Raw genomic sequence first — 17,167 nt, forward strand, 5'->3', positions numbered from 1 at the left:
CGCCGAAGCGGTTGTCTTAATGTTAACATCAGGACATGAGTGGACTGGCGCCTGCGCGTCGCCGCGGGCTGGCCGACGAGGTCGCGGACCGGATCCGCGACGCGATCTTCGACGGCGGCTACGCCCCGGGCAGCCAGCTGCGCGAAGTGGAGCTGGCGGCAGCGCTGGGCGTCAGCCGCGGGCCGGTGCGGGAGGCGCTGCTCAAGCTGGAGCGCGAAGGGCTCGTCCGTGGCGAGTGGCACCGCGGCACCACGGTGACCGCCCTGTCCGACGAGGACGTCGCCGAGCTCGGCAGCCTGCGGGCGGCCCTCGACCAGCTGGCCGTCGAGCTGGTGGTCGACCGCGCCCCGGAGGACGCACTGGCAGCGCTCGACGCCGTGGTGCGGCGGATGGAACGCGCGGACGGCGCGCACGAGCTGCTCCGCTGCGACCTCGAGTTCCACGACGCGGTCTACGCGGCCGCCGGCCACCGGCGCCTGCGGGAAGCCTGGCAGGCGATCCGGTCGCAGGTGCACCTGTTCCTGCTGACCCGGATCGGCGTCACCACCGACGGCTACCTCACGGCCATCCCCGCGGAACACCGGGAGCTCGCCGCGGCCCTGCGAGCCCGCGACCGGGAGGCGGCCCTGGCGCTCTTCGCCGAGCACCGCCGCCACGCCTTCGAAATCCTCGGCGGCCGGACGTCCCAGGGCGTCACAGCGTCAGGTCCGCCGCCGTCCTGATCTCCTGGGCTTCGCTCGTCGACTCCAGGCCGCCGAGGGGATCGGCGGCCTGGAGGTCGCCGAACGACAGCCCGGTCAGCTCGGCGATCCGGCGGACCGGCACCTGGTACGTGCGGTAGGCGCCGTAGTCGAACTCGACCGCCGCCTCCAGCCCGTGGATGAGCTCCTCCTGGCTCAGCAGGTACGCCGTCGCCGAGAGGGCGCCGCCGGCCTTGACCATCGCGACGACCTTCCAGAACTGGCGCGGCAGCTGCACCCGGCGGTACTGGTCGTCGTCCGCGGCCAGCACCGGGCCGGTCACCACGCTGACCTTGAGGTCGAAGTTGTCCGCGTTGGTCAGGATGTAGTCCTCGAGCCCGGCCCAGGTCGTCTTGTTCTGGTTGAAGTCCTTGTGCTGCGGCGAGCAGTTCGTGAAGTGGAACGTGTCGTCGTTGCCCAGCTGCGCGATCGCCTCCGTCGCGCCCCACGCCGGGTCGAGCCGGCGGACCAGGTGCCCGCGGTCCAGGGGGTTGTCCCGGTAGATCTCCTCGCCGATCTGCTCGGTCACGGCCACGCGCGGGTCGAGCGACCAGTGGTCGGCTTCGCGCCGCAGCGCCCGGCTGGTGCGCCCGTCGATGTTGACCGCCGTGAACATCGCCAGCCGCCGTTCGCGGTGCATGACGACGCTGAAGTGGTGGTACGGCAGCACGTACCGCGGCTCGTCGGTGGCCTGCCGGTTGAGCGCGGCCAGCGGGAGGAGCGCGGCGGACAGGCCGGGCAGCGGCACGGTGTGGCCGGGCAGGAAGGCCGGGTCGTACCCTTCGCGGTTCGAATAGTCGGGATCGACCCGCACGGTGGCCGCTTCGGCGCGCAGCCGGATGTCGAACGGCATCGAGAGCGTGAGCGCCGGCGGAGCGCCGTCGGCAGTCGGCCGCGCCCGCTCCGGGCGGGTGGCCAGCCCGTCGAGCAGCGCCTGCTGCGCCGGCGCGAACCGCTGGTCCCGCAGGAACTTCAGCAGTTTGCTGACCCGGATGCCTTCGTTGAGGAAGCCGCCGTACTCGGCGTGGCCCGCCGCCGGGACGCTGGCGTGGTGCAGCGCCACGACCTCCCACTGGTCGTTGAACACCGGCGAGCCGGACGACCCGGGTTCGGTGTCCGTTTCGTAGTGCAGGAATTCCTCGAGGACGTCGACGACCCGGTTTTCCCGCAATGCGACCTGCTTCTTGCCGCCACCGGGGTGCTGCACGATGGTGACGAAGTCGCCGACGATCGCCTTGCCCTCGCTGGCGATCAGCCGGTTGAAGCCGAAGGGGCGCAGCTCGTCCGCGGTCGCCTTCACCGCGACCAGCGCGAAATCCAGCTCCCGGTCGGCGGCGAAGAACCGGTCCGGGTCGAGGGCGAAGGCCCGCACCGACCGGGGCAGGCCGTCGATGCCGTCCTGGTAGTCGAACTCGATGACGCTGAACCCGGCGGCTTCGGCGTCCGGCAGCACGTGGTGGTTGGTCAGCAGCAGCTCCGGCGACACCAGCGAACCCGTGCCGTAGCCGACCAGCCGGCCCTGGGCGTTGCGGATGTTCACCCGGCCGACGGCGCCCGACGCCGCGACCCCGCCTTCGAGGTAGCCCACGCCGAGCAGGTCGTCGGTGAGGACGATGCGTTCGAGGATCGCGCCGGCGGCCGTCATCGCTTCCGGGTCCCCGGCCGCGATCGCCGCCGGGCTCACCGGCCGGACGTCGGGGTAGTAGCGGCCGAGCCGGTCGATCCGGGTGGCGATCCGGCTCGGCTCGTCGGCCTCGGCGATCCCGCCGGGCTTGCGCAGCAACGCGATCTTGGCCTGCCGCGGCCCGGTGCGCTCGGCGGCCCGCGCCGCCGCGGCCTGTTCCTGCTCGGCCTGGCGGTCCGTCCTGACGTCCACGATGCCTCCCGGCGAGCGATTCGGAAACACCGCGTTAGTCGCGCTCCCGGAGGGCGCGTTACACGATTTCCGGCGCGTCGCCGGGAGTTCTTTTTCAATCCACCGCGCGGTTTCTTCGCGCGATCAAGGCTGTTGCCGAAAATCACGAACCGGCAGCACGATCGCCGACGCGTGGGCGGGGTCGTGGTGGACCTCCTGGTCCGCGGTGCGCAGCGTGACCGCGGTGGCGTGGGGTTCGCCGGTGCCGGGATTGCGGGCGTAGCGCGGGAAAGCGCCGCTGGAGACCTGGACCCGGATGCGGTGCCCGCGCCGGAACCGGTGCGCCGTCGGCCACAACCGGACCGTGACCGCGGCCAGTTCAGCCGCGTCGCGCAGGCTGGTGAGGCCGTCGCAGACGTTGACCGAGCGGCCGTCCGGGCCGACGTCGCAGAGCCGGACGAAGACGTCGGCGAACCGCAGGCTCGACCGGAACCAGATCTCCGCGCTCACGTCCCCGATCACTTCGACGTCTTCGCCGAGCACGGCCGTGGTGTAGGTGAGGACGTCGGCGCGGGCTTCGAGCGCCGCGTTGTCCACCCGGCCGGCGTCGGGGGCCATGCGCACCCCGCCGGCCGCGGGGGTCGGGTCCGCCGGGTCGTAGCGGTAGCGGTCCACTGCGGACTCTGCGGACTCTGCGGACCCGGCGGGCGCGTCCGGCGACAGCCCGCCCCCGGACTGGAGGTGGAACCGTTGCGGCGCATAGCCTTCCGGCGGCCACGAAGCGAAGTCGTGCCAGGCTTCCTCGCCCATGACGAACAGCCGGACCGGTGCCCGTTCCGGCGGTTCCTCGCCGCGCGCGAGCGCGAGCCCGAACTCACACGTTTCCCGGAGGGAGACGCCCGCGCCGGTGAGCAGGTCGCCGGCGTGGGTCCACGGCCCGACCGTGAGCCGCGGCCGCTGTCCGGCGTCCTGCAGGGTCCGGAAGTCGCGGAGCTGGCCGGGCAGGAAGATGTCGTACCAGCCGCCGACCGAGCTGACCGGCACGGTGACGTCGGCGACGCGGTCCCGGTGGTCGAGCGCCGCCCACCGGGGGCTCGTCTCCGGGTGGGCGAGGATGTCCTGGATGTAGTCCGAGCGGTGGCCGATGGCGACGACGTCGGCCTGGGCGAGCGGCAGCGTGTTCAGCGCCCGGCTCACCTTTTTCGCCTGGCTGCGTTGCCGGACCAGCGCGAAGCGGCGCTCCTGGGTCGCGACCTGGACACCCCAGCCGAACGGTGTCTCCAGCGAAAGGCCGTCCTCCCGCAGGAATTCCAGCGTCAGACCGGACTCGGTGACGTGCGGGATCATCGCCTTGACCTGCGGCGGCAGGCGATCGGCCACGGCCCACTGCACGTAACCCAGGTAGCTGGGGCCGGTGAGCACGATCGCGTCGCCGAACCAAGGCTGCTTCACGACCCAGTCCAGCGTCGCGAGGCCGTCCTCGCGCTCCTGGCGCAGCGGATCGAAGGGACCGCCGGAACCGAAGCCGCCGCGGGTGCTCTGGATCAGCACCTGGAAACCGCGCTCGGCCAGCGGGCGGGCCAGGATCGCCCCGAACACGCCCCGGCGGCCGTAGGGGCTGCGCAGCACCGCGGTGGGCAGGCCGGCACCTTTCCCGCCGCCCTGCCCTTCGGGCCCACCCCCCTTGCCGGTGCGCGGCGCCCAGTGGTCCGCCAGCAGCTCGGCGCCGTCGGGCATCGGGACCCGCAGGTCCCGCTGGACGGTGAGGCGCCGGGTGGCCGGCGCGGGCAGCTTCAGCAGACGTTCGACGACACGGCTGATCATCGGCCGGCCTCCTTCTTGATCATCGCGGTGACGACCGAGCGCATCCGCGCCAACCGGCCGGCGAACTCTTCCGGGTCGAGCGGGTCCGGTCCGTCGACGACCCACGTGTTGACGAACGCCCCGGCGCCCCCGGTCAGGAACGTGGCCAGGTCGTCGAGATCCGTGGCGTCGAGGTGACCGCCGAGTGCGTGGCCGAGGTGTTCCCGGTTGAGCGGGAGGAACAGGCCGGTCAGCGCCTTGTTGAGGGCGTACGCGGACGCTCCGGTCAGCAGGGCGCGGTAGAAGCGCCGGTGCGCGGCGAAGTGGCGGCCCAGTGCCAGGAACGACGCCTGTTCGTCGCGGGGCGACGCGAGCCCGGCGAGGTCGCCGAGCAGTTCGCGCCGGACGAGGTCGAGCGCCGCCTCCAGCAGCAGCGTGTCGCGGTCGCCGAACTGCTGGTAGAGCACCTGGCGGCTGACGTCCGCCGCTTCGGCGATCTCGGAGACCGGGACGGCTGTGGTGTCGCGGCCGGAGACGAGCTCGACGGCGGCCTGCATCAACGCGGCGCGCGACCGGCGCACCCGCCGGTCCTTCGCGGGCGCTTCGGTCGTCCAGTCGGCTGTCATCCCTCGATAATGGACAGGTGTTAATAAAATAGCAAGTGTTCGACAACTGGTGGGATGCGAGGATGCGGCCATGTCTTCGACCATGTGGGCCTTCGTGCTCACCGGGCCGGGCGAGTGCTCGGTGCAGGAGGTGCCCGCGCCGCGAGCCGTCCCGGGCGAGGTCGTCGTCGACGTCGAGCGCGCCGGGGTGTGCGGCACCGACGTCGAGTTCTTCACCGGCGAGATGACCTACCTCCACCAGGGGCACTCCGCGTACCCGATGCGGCTCGGCCACGAGTGGGCGGGCACCGTCACCGCGGTGGGGGACGGCGTGGACCCGGCCTGGCTCGGCCGCCGGGTCATGGGCGACACCATGCTCGGCGACCGGACGTGCCGCCGCTGCCGCCGGGGTCACCAGCACACGTGCGAACGGCGCGAAGAGGTCGGCATCCGCGGCGGCCGGGCCGGGGCGCTGGCCGAACGGCTCGCCGTGCCCGCGTGGTCGCTGCACGCCCTGCCCGGCGAGGTGGACGCCGTGCTCGGCGCCCTGGTCGAACCGGGGGGCAACGCGCTGCGCGCCGCCCGTGCGGCCGGCGCCGGCGCCGGCGACCGGGCGCTCGTCCTGGGCCCGGGGACGATCGGGCTGCTCACGGCGATGTTCCTGCGCGCGGCGGGCGCCGAGGTGCACGTGCTGGGCGTGGGTTCCCCCGGATTCGCCCGCAGCCTCGGCTTCGCGGACACGTGGACCCGGGAAACGCTGCCGGACCTGCCGTTCGACGCGGTCGTCGACGCGACCGGGGCCGCCGGTTCCCCCGCGCTGGCGGCGGAGCTGGTGGAACCCGCGGGCCGGGTCGTCTACATCGGACTGTCCGGGCAGCCCAGCCGGCTCGACACCCGTGCGCTGGTGCTGAAGGACGTCACGGCGGTCGGCGTCCTCTCCGGGTCGCCAGGCCTGGCCGAGACGATCGCCGCGTACGCGAGCGGCGCCGTCGACCCGCGGCCGCTCGTCGCGGCGACCGTGGGCCTGGGTGAGGTCGGGGCCGTGCTCGCGGGGGAGCGGCCCGGCGGCCCGGGGCCGAAGATCCACATCGACCCGCGGGCCTGACCGGTCAGAGCTTCGCGAAGAACTCCAGCAGTGCCGTGTTCACCTCGTCCGCGCGTTCCGCCTGCACCCAGTGCCCGGCACCCGGGACGTCGACGGCGCCGCGCAGGTCGGTCGCGACTTCGGCGATGCGGGTGGGGTCGCTGAACGCGCGGGTGAGATCGCCGTCGCCGCACAGGTACAACGCCGGCGGCGTGATCGGCTTGCCCTGCCACGCGGCCAGGAGCTCCCAGTTGCGGTCGATGTTGCGGTACCAGTTGAGCCCGCCGGTGAACCCGGAGCGGCCGAACGACGCCACGGCGGCGTCGATGTCCGCCTCGCTCAGCCAGGCCGGCAGCGCGGCCGGCTCGGTGAAGCGGTCGAGGAAGCCCTCGCCGTCGCGGACGACCGGCGCCTCCGCGTTCCCGCCGAGCAGTTTGCGGAACGTCGTGCGCAGGTCCGCGCCGAGCTCCGCTTCGGCGACACCGGGACGCTGGAAGTAAATCTGGTAGAAGCCGTCGCCGAACCGCTCGCGCAGCAGGCTCAGCGGCGGCGCGGGAGCCCGGGGAGTGGGTGGCACGCTGAGGCCGGCGACCCCGCGGACCACGTCCGGGCGCAGCAGGGCGGTGTGCCACGCGACGGGGGCGCCCCAGTCGTGGCCCACCACGATCGCCTCCCGCTCGCCGAGCGCGTGGATCAGCCCGACGACGTCGCCGACGAGGTGCAGCATCGTGTACTGGCCGGCGTCGGCGGGGCCGCCGGTGGCGCCGTAGCCGCGCTGGTCCGGCGCCACGACGTGGTAGCCGGCGTCGGCCAGCGGCCCCATCTGGTGCCGCCACGAGTGCGAGGTCTCCGGCCAGCCGTGCAGCAGCAGCACCAGCGGGCCGGTGCCCTGCTCGGCGATCTTCATGCGGAGCCCGCCGACCTCGATGGTCCGGTGCGTGAGCATTCGTCTTCCCCTGTTCGCCGTCGTCCACTCAGGACGGTACGGCAGGGCGCGGCGGGCGGCCGCCCGGGCGGAACCGTTTCCGCAGATCGGGGAACTGTTGGTGTGACGGGGTTCTCAGGCCGGCAGCCGGGGCGAAGCCAGCGTCGTCGGCCGGCTGCGGCCGCGCAGGGTGACGTCCCCGGTCGCCGTCCACCGGGCCGCTTCGTCCGCGGCCGCCGCCTCGACGGCGGTCCACGAGGCGAGGAGGCGCCCGGGGGCGTTCTTGGCCAGCTCGGTGAGCCGGGCGGCTTCGTTGACCGGGTCGCCGATCACCGTGTACTCGAAGCGACGCGGGTCGCCGACGTTGCCGGCGACCGCTTCCCCGGTCGCCACGCCGATGCCGGCCGGGCCGTCCGGCACCTCGGCGGCCAGCCGGCGGGCGATGGCGCGGCCGGCGGCCAGCGCGCAGGTCGCGTGGCCGGGCAGCGGGGCCGGCGTCCCGAAGACGGCCAGCGCGGCGTCGCCGACGAACTTGTTGACCAGCCCGTGGTGCCGGTCGACCTCGTCGACCACCACCGCGAAGAACCGGTTGAGCAGGCCGACGACCTCCTCCGGCGGGCGGCTCGCGGCCAGCGCCGTCGACCCGACGAGGTCGACGAACAGCACCGACACGGTGCGCACCGTGCCGCCCAGCTCGGTGGCCGTGCGCATGGCCTCGACCGCGACCTCGTGGCCCACGTGCCTGCCGAACAGGTCGCGCAGCCGCTCCCGTTCGGCCAGCCCGGCCACCATCCCGTTGAACCCGGCCTGCAGCAGGCCGAGTTCGGTGCCGTCGTCGACCGGGATCTCCACGGCGAAGTCGCCGGCCCGGACGCGGTCCAGCGCGTCGCGCACCGAGGAGATCGGGTTCACCACCGCGTGGGCGGTGAACACGGTGACCAGCAGGCCGAAGCACAGCACGACCAGCCCCAGCGCGATGACCGACACGGCGAGCCTCGTGGTGGGGACGTCGCCGCGTACCCAGGCCAGCACCGCCGTGACGACCAGCCCGGCCACCGGCACCCCGGTGCCCAGGCACCAGAACAGCAGCATCCGCAGGTTGACGCCGCCGTTCACCGGGCGCGGCGGGGTGGTGCCCGCCAGCGCCAGCGCCGTGTACGGCCGCAGAGCCAGCTCGCCGAAGAGGTAGGCGATCGCGCAGACGACGACCGCGGCGAAGGCGACCACGAGGAACTCGGTGAGCACGACCTTCGGCTGGATGGCGGCCGCGAGGCCGCCGAAGAGCAGGGTCGCGATGCCCCACAGGACGGCCTGCACGCAGGTCAGCCGCAGTGGGACGCGCAGGCACGCGGTGCGTTCGGCGTCGGTCGGGCGGCGCCCCTCGGCGGCCCAGCGCAGGGTGCGAAGGGCACCGCGGGTGCCCCACAGCGTGCCGGCGACGACAGCCGAAACGACGTACACCGGGACCGCGATCACGGTGACGCGCACCAGGTCGCCGGACATGCCCGGGGCCGGCATGAGCAGCGCCGCGAGCCCGGCCACGACCAGTGCGCCGATGACGTTGGTGGCGATCAGGGCCGCGGTGAGCAGGCCCTGGACGCGCCGGCGCAGCGCGGTGACGTCCTGAGCCGGTGGCCCGAGTGGTTGCACAAATTGAGTGTACGGTTGTTCACTGAATTGCCGGCAGACGGGCCAGGAAAGTATGTGTTACGGTTGGTAACAGTGAACTGCGGTAACACCTGGCGAGGAGGTCGGCTGTGACGAGCATCGGCGAATCGGACGTGTCGGATCGGGAGACCGTCGCGCGGCGGCTGCTCGACTCGTCGGAGCAGCTGTCCTACGACCCCGTCAAGGAGGTCGACTGGGAAACGCCGCTGGACACGGGCTATCACGGCGCGAGTCCGGAGTGGAGCACGCTCTACGGCACCTCCTACTGGGCGGACCTGACCCCGGAGCAGCAGCGCGAGCTGACCCGCCAGGAGGCGGCGTCGGTGGCCAGCACCGGGATCTGGTTCGAAATGATCCTGCAGCAGATGATCTTGCGCGACTTCTACGCCAAGGACCCGGCCGACCCGGCGTTCCAGTGGGCGCTGACCGAGATCGCCGACGAGTGCCGGCACTCGATCATGTTCGCGCGCGGGGCGGCGAAACTGCGCGCGCCCGCCTACCGGCCGCGGCGGTTCGTCGTCGAACTGGGCCGCGTCTTCAAGGCCACTGCCACCGGTGAGGCCGCGTACGCGGCGATCCTCGTGGCCGAAGAGGTCCTCGATGTCATGCAGCGCGACTGGATGCGCGACGAGCGCGTGGTGCCGTTCGTGCGCACGATCAACAACATCCACGTGGTCGAGGAGTCGCGGCACATGAAGTTCGCCCGCGAGGAGACCCGCGAGCGGCTGAAGGGCGCCGGGTGGCTGCGGCGGCAGATCAACGGCCTGGTCGTCGCGATCGCGTCGTACTTCATCGTCACGAGCATGGTGAACGGGAAAGTCTACGAAAACGCCGGGCTGGACGGCAAGCGGGCGCGGCGCGAGGCGAAGGCGAACGAGCACCACAAGTCGATGCTGCGCTCCAGCTGTTCCGGGCTGATGGAGTTCCTGCACTCGGCGGGGCTGCTGACCAAGCCGGCGCTGTGGTTCTACCAGCGCGCGAACCTCATCTGACATGGCCTTCGCGATCACCCAGACCTGCTGCGCCGACGCCTCCTGCGTGTCGGTCTGCCCGGTCAACTGCATCCACCCGGCGCCCGGCGAGCCGGACTTCGGGACGACCGACCTGCTCTACATCGACCCGGCCACCTGCATCGACTGCGGCGCCTGCGCCGACGCCTGCCCGGTCGACGCCATCTTCCCGGCCGGCGACCTGACCGGGCCGCTGCGGGCGTACGAGCAGATCAACGCGGAGTACTACGCGGGCCGGGACGTGCTGGCCGGCGTTTCGGCCGCGCCGAACTTCCACCGGTGGGCACCGCCGTCGTTCCCCCGGGTGCTCCCGAGCGACTTCGCGCCCCTGGACGTCGCCGTCGTCGGGACCGGGCCGGCGGGCATGTACGCGGTGGAAGACCTGCTGCTGCACACCAACGCCCGCGTCACGCTCGTCGACCGCCTGCCGGTGGCCGGCGGCCTGATCCGCTACGGCGTCGCGCCCGACCACCCGTCGACGAAGAAGATCGGCGAGACGTTCGCCCGGTTCCACGACCACCCGCGGCTTCGGCTGCGACTCGGCGTTTCGGCCGGTCCCGACCTGGCCGGCCAGCACGATGCGGTGATCTACGCGGTCGGGGCCACGGACGCGCGGCGGCTCGGCGTGCCGGGCGAGGACCTGCCCGGCAGCTTGCCCGCCGCGACGGTCGTCGGCTGGTACAACGGCCACCCGGACGTCGGGCCGGACGCCGTCGGCCTCTCGGCGGACCGCGTGGTCGTCGTGGGCACCGGCAACGTCGCCCTGGACATCGCCCGCATCCTCACTGCGGACCCGGCGGCGTTGGCGAGCACGCCGATCGCGCCGGAAGCGCTGGCACGGCTGAGGTCGGGCAAGGTGCGCGAGGTGGTCCTGCTGGCCCGGCGCGGTCCGGAGACGGCGGCCTACACCCCGCCGGAACTGCTGGCGCTGGCCTCCCGCGGCGATCTGGTGGTGGACACGCACGACCCCCGGATCGCGGCGGCGATCGACGGCGCGGCGGCGGGGGAGAAAGCCGCGTGGCTGCGGGGCGTGCCGCGGGAGGCGGTCGACTGGTCGTCGCCGCCCCCGGACGGCCGTCCCCGCGTCGTCCTCCGGTTCCACTCCGCGCCGGTGGCGTTCCGCGGCGACCCCGAGGTCCGGGCGGTGCTGGCTTCGGGACCGGCGGGCGACGTCGAGATCGCGGCGGGCCGGGTGGTGCGTGCGGCCGGCTTCCGCGGCGCGCCGGTGCCGGGCCTCCCGTTCGACGAGGAGACGGGCACCATCCCGAACACGGCGGGCCGGGTGGCCGGGCTGCCGGGTGCGTATGTGGCGGGGTGGATCAAGCGCGGGCCGTCGGGCGGGATCGGGGCGAACAAGGCGTGCGCCCGGGAGACGGTGGGGGCCTTGCTGGCGGACGCCGTGGCCGGCCGGTTGCCGGGGCGGCCCCGGCGAAAGGGCGTGGGGCGAGCACGAAACCGGGCCTTCGGCGCCACGTGACGCAGGGGCCGTGGCCGCGCGGCTACCGGCACCGGCCGGTTCAGGGGCGTCGTCCACAGCGGGCGACGCCTCCTCCGTCGTGTGGAGGCGGCTCTCGAACCGGCGCCTTCCCGGACCGTGGCCGCAAGGCCGGATCCTGAAGCCCGGCCTCCGGGCTCGGCGTCAGGACGCCGGTCGGGGGCGGCCGTAGCCCCGCTGCACGGCCGCGGTCACGACGGCGTCCTGCTGCTGAGCGTCCAGCTCCCGGGGCGCGCCGAGCGTCGCGGCCCGGACGTACAGGCCGCAGGCCCACTCCAGCAGCAACGCGTTGTCCACCGCGGCTTCGAGCGTCGGGCCGTGGGCGATCGCGCCGTGGTTGGCCAGCAGCGCCGCGGCCTTGCCTTCGAGCGCCGCGAGCGTGCGCCCGGCCAGCTCCGGTGACCCGAAGACGGCGAACGGCGCGACCCGGATCGAGCCGCCGAGCGCGAGCTGCTGGTAGTGCACGCACGGCAGCTCGTCGAGCACCAGGGACACCGCGGTGGCCTGCGGGGAATGGGTGTGCACCACCGCGCCCGCGCCGTAGCGCTGGTAGATCCCCAGGTGCAGCTCCAGTTCCGAGGTCGGCGCCAGCTCGCCGGCGACCACGTCGCCGTCCAGGTTCACGACGGTCACGTCCTCCGGCGTGGCGTGGCCGAGCACGACACCCGTGGCCGTGACGGCGACGTGCGCACCCGCCCGGACGCTCACGTTGCCCGCCGTGCCGATCAGCAGCCCTTCGCCGGCCAGGCCGTGACAGGCCCGGGCGACCGCGCGCCGTGCCTCTTCGAGAACAGAACTCCCCGCTGCCATGGCTCCGAGGCTAGGATAAATCCGAAACAAAGTCACGTTCAGGTATGGAGGACCGGATGACCGGGCCGGAGCCGATCGAAGCCGGCGTCCGCCTGCGCCGGGTGCCGCGCCAGGCACGCGCCCGGCAGAAGCTGGCCCGGGTGCTGGCCGCCGCCGACCGGCTGCTCGCCGAAGAAGGCGTCGAGGCGCTGACGACCACCCGGGTGGCCGCGGAGGCCGGCGTCTCGGTGGGCGCGCTGTACCAGTACCTGCCCGACCGCGACGCCATCACCGAGGCACTGGGCGAGGTCTACCTCGCCCGCCTGGAAGACCTCCTGACGTCGTTCGCCGAGCGAGCGGCCGAAGAGACCTGGGCGGATCCCGTCGGCCTGCTCGTCGACGCCTTCGCCGGGCTCTACCAGGCCGAACCCGGCTTCCGCGCCTTGTGGTTCGGCCGCGGCCTGACCGACGGGACACGCGAAGCCGACCGCGCGCACAAGCGGGTGATGGCCACCGGGGTGCACCGCATCCTGCTCGCGCAGCGGCTGCTCCGCGACGACGCCGCGGCCGTGATCGCTTGCCGCACCGCGTTTCTCGCCGCGGACGCCGTGATCCAGGAGGCGTTCCGCGGTGGCGGCGCGCCCGAACTGCTGGAGCAGGTCAAGACGATGCTGCGGGCGTACCTCGGGCAGCTGCCCCGGCCGTAGGTCCGGTGGTGGCGACGAGGAACTCCTCGCCCCGGACGATCCGGAGCCCGTCGGCGCGGCCCGCGAAGTACCGCTCGTCCAGTTCGGCGGCCGAAACGTGGGTGGCGTCGCGGAAGCCGGCGGCGCCGGCCATGGCCAGCACTTCCGCGGGGGAGAAGGAGCTGACGAACGGCGTGCCGGCCGCCTTCGCCCTGCTCGCCGTGGCGCGGTGCCGGGTGCGTTCGCCCTCGTCGAGGAGTTCGGGCGGCAGCATGAACGTCATCGCCAACGTGGAGCCCGGGGCGAACCCGGCGATCCGGCGCAGCGTGGCCGCGTTCGCCTCCTTCGTGAGGTACATGCTGACGCCGGTGGAGGCGACGACCGCCGGCTCGTCCGGCGCGAAGCCCGCCGCCGCGAGCCGCTCCCACCACGACGTGGTCTCGAAGTCGACCGGCACGAAGTGCAGCCAGTCCGGCACGTCCAGGCCGAGTTCGGCCAGCCGGGCGCGCTTCCAGGCCTGCGGGCCCGGCTGGTCGACCTCGAACACGCGCAGCCGGGCCGCGATTTCCGGACGGCGCTGGGCGAAGGTGTCCAGTCCCGCACCGAGGATCACGTACTGGCCGACGCCCCGGGCGGCCTGCTCGGCGACCAGGTCTTCGACGAACCGGGCGCGGGCCACCATGCCGGCCCGGTAGCGGCCCGCGGTGGCCGGGTCCATGTCGTCGCGAGCCCGCCAGGTGTCTCCGGGATCGGCCAGCCGCAGGCCGAGTTCGTCGGCGAACACGTGGGGCGGCGGATCGACCTCGACGTGCAGGGCCCGCCACAGGGCCGTGCGCACCGCCGTGCTGTCCGGCGCGGCCACGTCAGGCCGGCTTCGGGGCCGACAGCGTCCACGTTCGCCCGTCGGGGTCGCGGACGGTCATTTCCCGGGTCCCGTAATGGGTTTCTTCGAAGGGGGTGACCACCTCGACGATGTCGTCGGCTTCGAACTTGTCCGCGTCGGGGACCTTGAACACGATCTGCGTCCGCGGTTCCCGGCTTTCGGGCACCTCGGCGATGAACAGCCAGGGCCCGTCGCCGTTGCGCAGCTGCCCGGAGTTGTGGTCGGTCGCGAAGTCGATCTCGTAGCCCAGCGCCTGGAAGAACTTGGCCGCCTTGCCCCAGTTGTGCGTCTCCAGGTACATCGCCTCGATGCCCTCGGTCGTCATGTCAGTGCTCCTCTTCGGGATCGGTCGCGAGGTAGGCGCGCAGTGCTTCGGCGACGAGCGCCGAGAGCGACTGCTCCGTCTCGACGGCTCGGTGCTTGACCTGCCGGATCAGGCCGATCGGCAGGTACACGTTGAACTGCTTGACGTCGTCATCGCCCACTCGTCGATGCTAGCATGCTAGTAAGCTAACTCCGCAAGTCCCGCCGACCGCCCCTTGACGCGGCGTCGCGAGACGTCAACAATGCAGACGCAGCGCGAAATGTTAGCGCTAACAGTTTTTCGACGACGAAGTCGGAGTCATGTCATGAAGCTGCGCCTCGGATTGTCCGCGCTCGTGCTGATCGCCGGGATCACGCCCGGATTCGAGGTCGCCGCGGCGAGCACGACCGCCGCGGAGGTGGCCGTCGCGCCGCCGGCGATGGGCTGGGCGTCGTGGAACACCTTCGCCGCCAAGATCGATTACACCACCATCAAGGCGCAGGCCGACGCGCTCGTCTCGGCCGGGCTGAAGGACGCGGGCTACAGCTACGTCAACATCGACGAAGGCTGGTGGCAGGGCACCCGCGACAGCTCCGGCAACATCACCGTGGACACCGCCGAATGGCCCGGCGGGATGAAGGCGATCGCGGACTACCTGCACGGCAAGGGCTTGAAAGCCGGGATCTACACCGACGCCGGCCGCGACGGCTGCGGCTACTACTTCCCGACCGGCCGGCCCGCGGCGCCCGGAAGCGGCAGCGAAGGCCACTACCTGCAGGACATGCTGCAGTTCCAGCGCTGGGGCTTCGACTTCGTCAAGGTCGACTGGTGCGGCGGCGACGCCGAAGGCCTCGACCCGAAGAGCACCTACCAGGCGATCAGCGACGCCAACAAGGCCGCCACCGCGCAGACCGGGCGCTCCCTCACGCTTTCGATCTGCGACTGGGGCAAGAAGAACCCGTGGAACTGGGGTGCCGGGACGGCCCCGATGTGGCGCACCAGCACGGACATCATCTACTACGGCCAGACGGCGAACCTCGGGCAGGTGCTGACGAACTTCGACCAGGCGCAGCACCCGGTGTCGCAGCACACCGGGTACGTCAACGACCCCGACATGCTGACCGTGGGCATGCCCGGCCTCACCGACGCGCAGGCCCGCACGGAGATGAGCCTGTGGGCCGTCTCGGGCGCGCCGCTGCTGGCCGGCAACAACCTCGCGACGATGAGCGCGGCCACGAAGGCGATCCTGGCGAACCGGGAAGTCATCGCCGTCGACCAGGACCCGCGCGGCCTGCAGGGCGTCAAGGTCGCCGAGGACGCCGCCGGGCTCCAGGTCTACTCGAAGGTCCTCAGTGGATCCGGCAAGCGCGCGGTGGTCCTGCTGAACCGGACGTCCGCGGCCGCGACGATGAACGTCCGCTGGGCCGACCTCGGCCTGACGCCGGCCACGGCACGTGTCCGGAACGTCTGGGGCGCCGCCCATGCCGGTACCTTCGCCACCGGCTACAGCGTGAACGTCCCGGCGGGCGACTCGGTGCTGCTGACCGTCCAGGGCACCGACGCGGTGTCGGCGAGCTACCCGGCCACCGGCTCCGGGTTCACCGGCGTCACTGCCGCCGCGACCGGGCTCGCGGTCGCGACCTTCACCTACAGCGCGACCGGCACCCAGACGGCGACCCTCGCCGTGAACGGCCAGCAGCCGACCGTCCTCGCCTTCCCGGCCACCGGCGGAACGCCGAAGACCGTCTCCGCCGTCGTGTCGCTGGGCAAGGGGAACACCAACACCCTGACGCTCTCCGGGACTCCGCCGCAACTCTCGAACGTCGCCATCCTGCCGCTGCCCGGCAGCATCGGCGTCCAGCTCGCCGGTGGCCAATCCGGACGGTGCGTCGACGTCGACGACAACGGCATCACCAACGGGATCCAGGCTCAGCTCTGGGACTGCGCCGCCGGTCCGAACCAGACCTGGGCGCCGGTGCGCGGGCAGCTCGTCGTCAACGGCACCAAGTGCCTCGACGCCTACGACAGCGGAACGGCGAACGGCACGGCCGTGGTCGTCTGGGACTGCAACGGTCAGCGCAACCAGCAGTGGACGCTCAACACGAACGGGACGATCACGAACGCGGTGTCCGGACTGTGCCTGGACGCGAGCGGCGCGGCCACCGCGAACGCCACGAAGATCATCCTCTGGACCTGCGGCGGCGGCGCCAACCAGCAGTGGACCCGCCGTTAGGCGGTCGACTCCCGGATCACCAGCCGGCACGGCCGGGTGTGCCGGCCGGGGGAGGGCTCGCCGTTGATCGCCGCCAGCAGGCGGTCGGCGGCGGTCCGCCCGAGTGCCTCCAGTTCCATGTCGACGCTGGTCAGCGGCGGCTGGCAGCCCAGCGCCATGACGTCCCAGTTGTCGAAGCCGACCAGGGCGACGTCACCCGGCACGCGGCGGCCGCCCGCCCGCAGCGCGTCCGCGGCACCGCGGGCGATCTGATCGCTGCCGCAGAAGACGGCGTCGAACGGGGTGCCGGCGCCCAGCAGCATCCGGACCGCCTGGCGGCCCCAGGCCTCGCTCCACTCGCCGAACATCGGGGCCCCGGCCGGCTCGAGCCCGGCTTCGGCGAGCCGCCCGGCCGCGGCCGCCGCGCGCACGGTCGCCGAGTGGTGCCGCTCGGGGCCGGTGATGTGGGCGATCCGGCGCCGTCCGGTGGCCAGGAGGTGTTCGACGGCCTTGCGCGCCCCGCCGGCTTCGTCCGGCACTACGGAACAGTCGTTCGGGTCGGTCGAGCTGATGAAGGCGTACACGACCGGGATCGGCAGGTCCGCGCCGATCGGCGGGCGGGCGTGGGTCCGGCGGCCGGTGACGATGATGCCGTCGACCCTTCGGGACAGCAGCGTGCGCAGGTAGTACTGCTCGCGGATCGGGTCGTCGCGGGCGTCGCAGAGGAAGACCGACATCTCCCCGGCGCCGAGGGCGTCCTCGGCGCCCATCATCAGCGGGATGCTGAACCGGCCGATCGTGTCGGTGGTGATCATGCCGACGGTGTAGGTGCGCCCGGAGTTGAGGGACACGGCCGCGCGGTTCGGCTGGAACCCCAGTTGCTCGGCCGCCGACAGCACCCGCTGCCGGGTCTCCGCGCGCAGCGACCCGCGGCCGTTGAGGGCCTTCGACGCGGTGCCGACCGAGACACCCGCCAGCAGGGCGACCTCGCTGATCGTGGCCGGCTTCGCAACGGCGCCGGGAGTTTCCGAAAGTTTCCGCGGGGGCATGGTGGCACAGTACCTCCGTCGACAGCTTCGACCCAAGAAGACCCACTCGGACTACGGCA

16 protein-coding genes are annotated in these 17,167 nt (G+C 72.7%); 6 read left to right on the forward strand and 10 right to left on the reverse strand.

Going from position 1 to position 17,167, the window contains the following annotated elements; translation table 11 throughout:
• Positions 1 to 35 precede the first annotated feature (35 nt).
• The gene (locus AB0F15_RS11575; RefSeq protein ID WP_360268896.1) at positions 36 to 722 is read left to right on the forward strand and encodes a GntR family transcriptional regulator; all 687 of its coding nucleotides are present in this window, start codon (positions 36 to 38) and stop codon (positions 720 to 722) included.
• Here AB0F15_RS11575 and AB0F15_RS11580 read toward each other — a convergent pair.
• The 3 genes from AB0F15_RS11580 to AB0F15_RS11590 all read right to left on the reverse strand — a co-directional run bounded on the left by AB0F15_RS11580 (position 694) and on the right by AB0F15_RS11590 (position 5,024).
• On the reverse strand, positions 694 to 2,616 hold the full coding sequence (locus AB0F15_RS11580) for a DNA/RNA non-specific endonuclease (RefSeq protein ID WP_360268899.1): 1,923 nt from the start codon (positions 2,614 to 2,616) through the stop codon (positions 694 to 696). The genes AB0F15_RS11575 and AB0F15_RS11580 overlap by 29 nt on opposite strands.
• 123 nt (positions 2,617 to 2,739) lie before the next feature.
• The gene (locus AB0F15_RS11585) at positions 2,740 to 4,419 is read right to left on the reverse strand and encodes a CocE/NonD family hydrolase (RefSeq protein WP_360268906.1); all 1,680 of its coding nucleotides are present in this window, start codon (positions 4,417 to 4,419) and stop codon (positions 2,740 to 2,742) included.
• On the reverse strand, positions 4,416 to 5,024 hold the full coding sequence (locus tag AB0F15_RS11590) for a TetR/AcrR family transcriptional regulator (RefSeq protein WP_360268909.1): 609 nt from the start codon (positions 5,022 to 5,024) through the stop codon (positions 4,416 to 4,418). Before AB0F15_RS11590 ends, AB0F15_RS11585 begins: the two co-directional genes overlap by 4 nt.
• 70 nt (positions 5,025 to 5,094) lie before the next feature.
• On the opposite strand from AB0F15_RS11590, the gene AB0F15_RS11595 reads away from it, so the two are divergent.
• Positions 5,095 to 6,108, forward strand: coding sequence for an alcohol dehydrogenase catalytic domain-containing protein (locus AB0F15_RS11595; RefSeq protein WP_360268912.1), 1,014 nt, complete (start codon positions 5,095 to 5,097; stop codon positions 6,106 to 6,108).
• Positions 6,109 to 6,112: 4 nt separating this feature from the next.
• On the opposite strand, the gene AB0F15_RS11600 is transcribed toward AB0F15_RS11595, so the two are convergent.
• Together AB0F15_RS11600 and AB0F15_RS11605 are read right to left on the reverse strand one after the other, a co-directional pair.
• Positions 6,113 to 7,033: an alpha/beta hydrolase gene (locus AB0F15_RS11600; protein WP_360268915.1), complete on the reverse strand. Its 921-nt coding sequence runs from the start codon at positions 7,031 to 7,033 to the stop codon at positions 6,113 to 6,115.
• 114 nt (positions 7,034 to 7,147) lie between these two features.
• Positions 7,148 to 8,662, reverse strand: a complete 1,515-nt coding sequence (locus tag AB0F15_RS11605) for an adenylate/guanylate cyclase domain-containing protein (RefSeq protein WP_360268918.1) — start codon at positions 8,660 to 8,662, stop codon at positions 7,148 to 7,150.
• Between the two features lie 107 nt (positions 8,663 to 8,769).
• On the opposite strand from AB0F15_RS11605, the gene AB0F15_RS11610 reads away from it, so the two are divergent.
• Entirely contained in the window at positions 8,770 to 9,672 is a 903-nt protein-coding gene (locus AB0F15_RS11610) for a diiron oxygenase (RefSeq protein WP_360268921.1), read from the forward strand.
• Between the two features lies 1 nt (position 9,673).
• A complete protein-coding gene (locus tag AB0F15_RS11615; protein ID WP_360268924.1) occupies positions 9,674 to 11,167 on the forward strand; it encodes an FAD-dependent oxidoreductase in 1,494 nt (497 codons plus the stop codon).
• 162 nt (positions 11,168 to 11,329) lie between these two features.
• Here the strand turns inward: AB0F15_RS11615 and AB0F15_RS11620 are convergent, their stop codons facing one another.
• Positions 11,330 to 11,995, reverse strand: a complete 666-nt coding sequence (locus AB0F15_RS11620) for a class II aldolase/adducin family protein (RefSeq protein WP_360268927.1) — start codon at positions 11,993 to 11,995, stop codon at positions 11,330 to 11,332.
• Between the two features lie 56 nt (positions 11,996 to 12,051).
• On the opposite strand from AB0F15_RS11620, the gene AB0F15_RS11625 reads away from it, so the two are divergent.
• Complete coding sequence (locus AB0F15_RS11625; protein ID WP_360268929.1) at positions 12,052 to 12,681, forward strand: TetR/AcrR family transcriptional regulator; 630 nt, start codon at positions 12,052 to 12,054, stop codon at positions 12,679 to 12,681.
• On the opposite strand, the gene AB0F15_RS11630 is transcribed toward AB0F15_RS11625, so the two are convergent.
• From AB0F15_RS11630 to AB0F15_RS11640, 3 genes are read right to left on the reverse strand one after another with little or no spacing between them, the layout of a single operon-like run.
• Positions 12,635 to 13,522: a class I SAM-dependent methyltransferase gene (locus tag AB0F15_RS11630; protein ID WP_360268932.1), complete on the reverse strand. Its 888-nt coding sequence runs from the start codon at positions 13,520 to 13,522 to the stop codon at positions 12,635 to 12,637. The two genes, AB0F15_RS11625 and AB0F15_RS11630, sit on opposite strands and share 47 nt — an antisense overlap.
• A gap of 1 nt (position 13,523) precedes the next feature.
• Positions 13,524 to 13,868, reverse strand: a complete 345-nt coding sequence (locus tag AB0F15_RS11635; RefSeq protein ID WP_360268936.1) for a VOC family protein — start codon at positions 13,866 to 13,868, stop codon at positions 13,524 to 13,526.
• A 1-nt stretch (position 13,869) separates the two neighbouring features.
• Positions 13,870 to 14,028 carry a ribbon-helix-helix protein, CopG family gene (locus AB0F15_RS11640; protein ID WP_103335892.1) on the reverse strand — a complete coding sequence of 53 codons (159 nt, stop codon included), beginning with the start codon at positions 14,026 to 14,028 and terminating at the stop codon, positions 13,870 to 13,872.
• A 144-nt stretch (positions 14,029 to 14,172) separates the two neighbouring features.
• Between AB0F15_RS11640 and AB0F15_RS11645 the strand changes: the two genes are divergently transcribed.
• On the forward strand, positions 14,173 to 16,080 hold the full coding sequence (locus tag AB0F15_RS11645; protein ID WP_360268939.1) for a ricin-type beta-trefoil lectin domain protein: 1,908 nt from the start codon (positions 14,173 to 14,175) through the stop codon (positions 16,078 to 16,080).
• On the opposite strand, the gene AB0F15_RS11650 is transcribed toward AB0F15_RS11645, so the two are convergent.
• Positions 16,077 to 17,108, reverse strand: coding sequence for a LacI family DNA-binding transcriptional regulator (locus AB0F15_RS11650; protein WP_360268942.1), 1,032 nt, complete (start codon positions 17,106 to 17,108; stop codon positions 16,077 to 16,079). The two genes, AB0F15_RS11645 and AB0F15_RS11650, sit on opposite strands and share 4 nt — an antisense overlap.
• Positions 17,109 to 17,167: the final 59 nt, after the last annotated feature.

Source organism: Amycolatopsis sp. NPDC026612, assembly GCF_040638285.1.
Taxonomy (GTDB): domain Bacteria; phylum Actinomycetota; class Actinomycetes; order Mycobacteriales; family Pseudonocardiaceae; genus Amycolatopsis.